The organism is Bradyrhizobium sp. (assembly GCF_049581145.1).
Lineage (GTDB): Bacteria > Pseudomonadota > Alphaproteobacteria > Rhizobiales > Xanthobacteraceae > Bradyrhizobium.
Window position 1 is genome coordinate 1 of the sequence record NZ_JBAURI010000553.1, and the last position, 3634, is coordinate 3634.

The 3634-nt window shown below is 62.9% G+C and carries 4 protein-coding genes and 1 tRNA gene; 3 read left to right on the plus strand and 2 right to left on the minus strand.

Features of this window, described 5'->3' with window-relative positions; genetic code table 11:
• A partial coding sequence (locus WCB02_RS18160; protein ID WP_423960108.1) for a glutathione S-transferase family protein occupies positions 1-470 on the minus strand: 470 nt, incomplete at its 3' end.
• 256 nt (positions 471-726) lie between these two features.
• On the opposite strand from WCB02_RS18160, the gene WCB02_RS18165 reads away from it, so the two are divergent.
• Positions 727-1533 (plus strand): undecaprenyl-diphosphate phosphatase, encoded by an 807-nt coding sequence (locus WCB02_RS18165; protein ID WP_423960110.1) that lies wholly within the window; start codon positions 727-729, stop codon positions 1531-1533.
• Between the two features lie 48 nt (positions 1534-1581).
• Here WCB02_RS18165 and WCB02_RS18170 read toward each other — a convergent pair whose 3' ends face one another.
• Positions 1582-2550 (minus strand): complex I NDUFA9 subunit family protein, encoded by a 969-nt coding sequence (locus WCB02_RS18170; protein WP_423960112.1) that lies wholly within the window; start codon positions 2548-2550, stop codon positions 1582-1584.
• Positions 2551-2699: 149 nt separating this feature from the next.
• On the opposite strand from WCB02_RS18170, the gene WCB02_RS18175 reads away from it, so the two are divergent.
• A tRNA-Leu gene (locus WCB02_RS18175) sits at positions 2700-2786 on the plus strand.
• A gap of 114 nt (positions 2787-2900) precedes the next feature.
• Positions 2901-3515 carry a ribonuclease D gene (locus WCB02_RS18180; protein WP_423960114.1) on the plus strand — a complete coding sequence of 205 codons (615 nt, stop codon included), beginning with the start codon at positions 2901-2903 and terminating at the stop codon, positions 3513-3515.
• Positions 3516-3634 lie beyond the last annotated feature (119 nt).

The window sequence follows — 3634 nt, forward strand, 5'->3', positions numbered from 1 at the left end:
TGCGCCAGCCAGCCGATATAGGCCAGATGATAGCGCACATTGGTCTTGGCCGCGCGAATCACCTCCGCCGCCGGCGCGCCGCCGCCATTCTCCTCGCTCATGAAGCGCTTGTAGATGCGCTCGGTGACCAGCGGGTGCGAGGCCTCCTCGAAGAACTTTTCATTGAACCACGCCATCAGGCGGCGCACCTCGATGCGCTCGCCCATGGTCGCCGGCAACAACCGGCGGTCGCCCATCTCGGCACCAGCCGTTTCATCGATATATTCGGCGATGATTGCAGCGCCCGGAATCGCAGCTTGGCCCTCGGCGACCAGCACCGGCGTCGTGCCCGCCGGGTTCAATGCCAGAAAGTCCTCGCGCCGCTCCCATGGGCGTTCCTCCACGAGCTGCACGTCGAGGCCGTATTCGCCGAGCGTCAGGCGGACGAAACGCGAATGCGGGCAGAACGGGTGCTGGAAAAGTGTGAACATGCAGCTCGTGAATATGTTGGGGTGTTTAAGAAACCATCAACTCGCGCGGGGCGGCCGAATCTTAAGTCCCGGTCGTCCAGAGGGCAAATCAGGCCGGCGTCTTTGAATCGAAAGTGGGCACAACAAGGGCGCAAAACGACCCAGGCGGACAGCCCTGACAACCGCCGTCTGGGCATTTTAACGATTGCGGCAGCAGGACGAATAGGCGAGAACGACCCGCCCTTTTCGGTCGAAATCCATCATAACGGACGAACTCATGATATCAGATACTTTGCGGGCGGTGATCCTCGGCGTCGTCGAGGGAGTCACCGAATTTCTGCCTGTGTCCTCGACCGGTCATTTGCTGCTTGTCGGGCGTTTCTTCGATCTTGGCGAGGATGATTTCTGGAAGAGCTTTGACGTCCTGATTCAGCTCGGTGCGATTCTTGCGATCGTCGTGATCTATTTCGCGAAGCTCTGGCGGATTGCGCTGGGCATGTTCACCAATACCGAGGACCGCCGCTTCGTGATCGGCCTGCTGGTCGCGTTCCTGCCCGCTGCGGTGATCGGAGGGGCCCTGGGGAGCGTCATCAAGGCGCACCTGTTCAATCCCTGGGTGGTGTGTTTTGCGCTCATCGTCGGCGGCGCCATCCTGTTGTGGGTGGACATCATCGACCACGATCCGCACGAGCATGACGCAACCAAGTTCCCGCTTTTGACCTATCTCTGGATCGGCGTCGCGCAATGCCTGGCGATGATTCCCGGCGTTTCGCGCTCCGGCGCCAGCATCGTGGCAGCGATGCTGCTTGGGGCCGACAAGCGCGCGGCGGCGGAGTTTTCGTTCTTCCTCGCGATTCCGACCATGATCGGCGCCTTCGCCTACGACTTCTACAAGGATCGCGCCGAGATGACGACCGATCATCTCAGCATCATCGCCATCGGCTTCGTGGTCTCGTTCATCACCGCGATCGTCGTGGTGAAGACGTTCCTGGAATATGTCACCCGCCACGGTTTCAAGCTGTTCGCGTGGTGGCGCGTGATCGTCGGCACGCTCGGCCTGGTCGCGCTGGCGATGGGGAGGTAATCCCCCGCTGACGCGGCGGTGCCCTTGCCCGCGCCCATGGCCGGGGCTCTAAGCGTTCTTGCGCTGGAATTGTCCGGCGGGACGGAAGCGCCAGAGATATTGCGGGGCGATCGCTTCCAGCGAATCCGGCGAGATGCCGAGCCCCTCGAGGGTCAGTCCTGCAGCCTTTGCCACATCCGACACCACATTGTCGCTGCGCAGCAGTTCGACCTGATCCGCCGTCAGCTTGAACGCGCCCGGGGCGAATTGCAGGAACGCGGCCTGCAGCTTCGCCAGCCCGAACGGCAATGAGATCAGCATGCGCTCGCGGTCTGTGATCTCCAGGATGATCTGCATGATTTCGCGCATGGTCAGCACTTCGGGGCCGCCGAGTTCGTAGATCGCCCCCGGTTTGGCCTTGCCGTCGACCGCGTCGGCGACGGCGGTCGCGACGTCGCCGACATAGACCGGCTGCAATTTGGTCAATCCCCCGCCGATCAGCGGCAGCGCCGGCGAAATTCTGGCGAGGCCCGCGAAGCGGTTGGTGAACTGATCCTCGGGGCCGAACACCAGCGACGGCCGCATGATGCTGGCGGACGGCAGCGCGGCCTTTACCGCCTTTTCACCGGCGGCCTTGGCGCGGGAATAGCGCGAGGCGGACTGCTCGTCGGCGCCGATCGCGGAGACATGGACCATCGAGGCCCCTGCGCCGGCAGCCGCCCTGGCGACTGCGCCGGCGCCTTCGGCCTGCACGGCATCGAAGGTCTGGGCGCCGCTTTCGGCCAGAATGCCGACCAGGTTGATCGCGGCCGCAGAATCGCGCATCGCGGCCTCGACCGAGGCGGGATAGCGCAAATTCGCCTGCACCGTGTGGATTTGCCCGACCCGGCCGAGTGGCTGCAGGTGGAAGGCCAGTTCTGGCCGCCGCACCGCGACCCGGATGCGGTAGTCGCGCTTGGCGAGCGCTCGCACCACGTGCCGGCCCAGAAAGCCGGATCCGCCGAAAACCGTGACCAGGGTGTCCAGATTCGATGCCATGAGGTCAGCTTCCTAGGGGCAAATGCGGGAAACAATCCGAAAAATGCGCGGATTCGCGATACGCCATCGAGCCCCGCCTGTATAGCGTATTTCGGTCGCACAGCATCAATTTGACAAGCGCGCGACCGATACGTACTAACCGCCCCCATGCCCAGGTGGCGGAATTGGTAGACGCGCTGGCTTCAGGTGCCAGTGGCTTAACGGCCGTGAAGGTTCGAGTCCTTTCCTGGGCACCATTTTTTGTTTTTGAGCGTTCTCCCGACCGCTTTTGGAGGCCGCCCAGCGCTCGGCTCTTTCGGGGTTGAGCGCCAGTCCGGCAGGCCCATCGATTCGACGAGGTTTTGAACGCCATGACCGTACGCCTGCATCGCGGCGACCTGCCTGATCTTTCCCGTTATACGGGTTCGGTGGCGATCGATACCGAGACCATGGGGCTCAATCCGCATCGCGACCGGCTCTGCGTGGTGCAACTGTCGAACGGTGACGGCAGCGCGGACGTGGTGCAGATCCCGAAGGGGCATAGCGATGCGCCGAATCTGAAGGCGCTGTTGGCCGATCCGAAGCTCACCAAGATCTTTCACTTCGCCCGGTTCGATATTGGCATGCTGTATCACGCCTTTGGCGTGATGCCGCAGCCGGTCTACTGCACCAAGATCGCCTCGCGACTGTCGCGCACCTATACCGATCGTCATGGCCTGAAGGATCTGGTTCGCGAAGTCCTCAACGTCGACCTGTCCAAGCAGCAGCAATCGAGCGACTGGGGAGCGGTTTCCCTCAGCGAGGCGCAACTGGCCTACGCGGCCTCCGACGTGCTGCATCTGCATGCGCTGCGCGAGCGCCTCGATGCCATGCTGGCGCGCGAGGGCAGGCTCGCGCTGGCGCAGGCCTGTTTCGATTTTCTGCCGACGCGGGCCAGGCTCGATCTGCAGGGTTTTGAGGCCGAGGACATTTTCGCGCATTCGTGACCGGACACCTGGTGCCTTCGGCGGTCGGTCTCGTTTCGGTCACACTGATGAACCTAGTTCCAGGCTGCATAGGGCGGCGATACCGGATACACTGGTGCGCAAACTGCGGTTTGGAGCAG

Coding starts and splice junctions, on each gene's coding strand:
- WCB02_RS18170 (WP_423960112.1), bottom strand. CDS start 2,550: ATGGCATCGAATCTGGACACCCTGGTCACGGTTTTCGGCGGATCCGGC.
- WCB02_RS18180 (WP_423960114.1), top strand. CDS start 2,901: ATGACCGTACGCCTGCATCGCGGCGACCTGCCTGATCTTTCCCGTTAT.
- WCB02_RS18165 (WP_423960110.1), top strand. CDS start 727: ATGATATCAGATACTTTGCGGGCGGTGATCCTCGGCGTCGTCGAGGGA.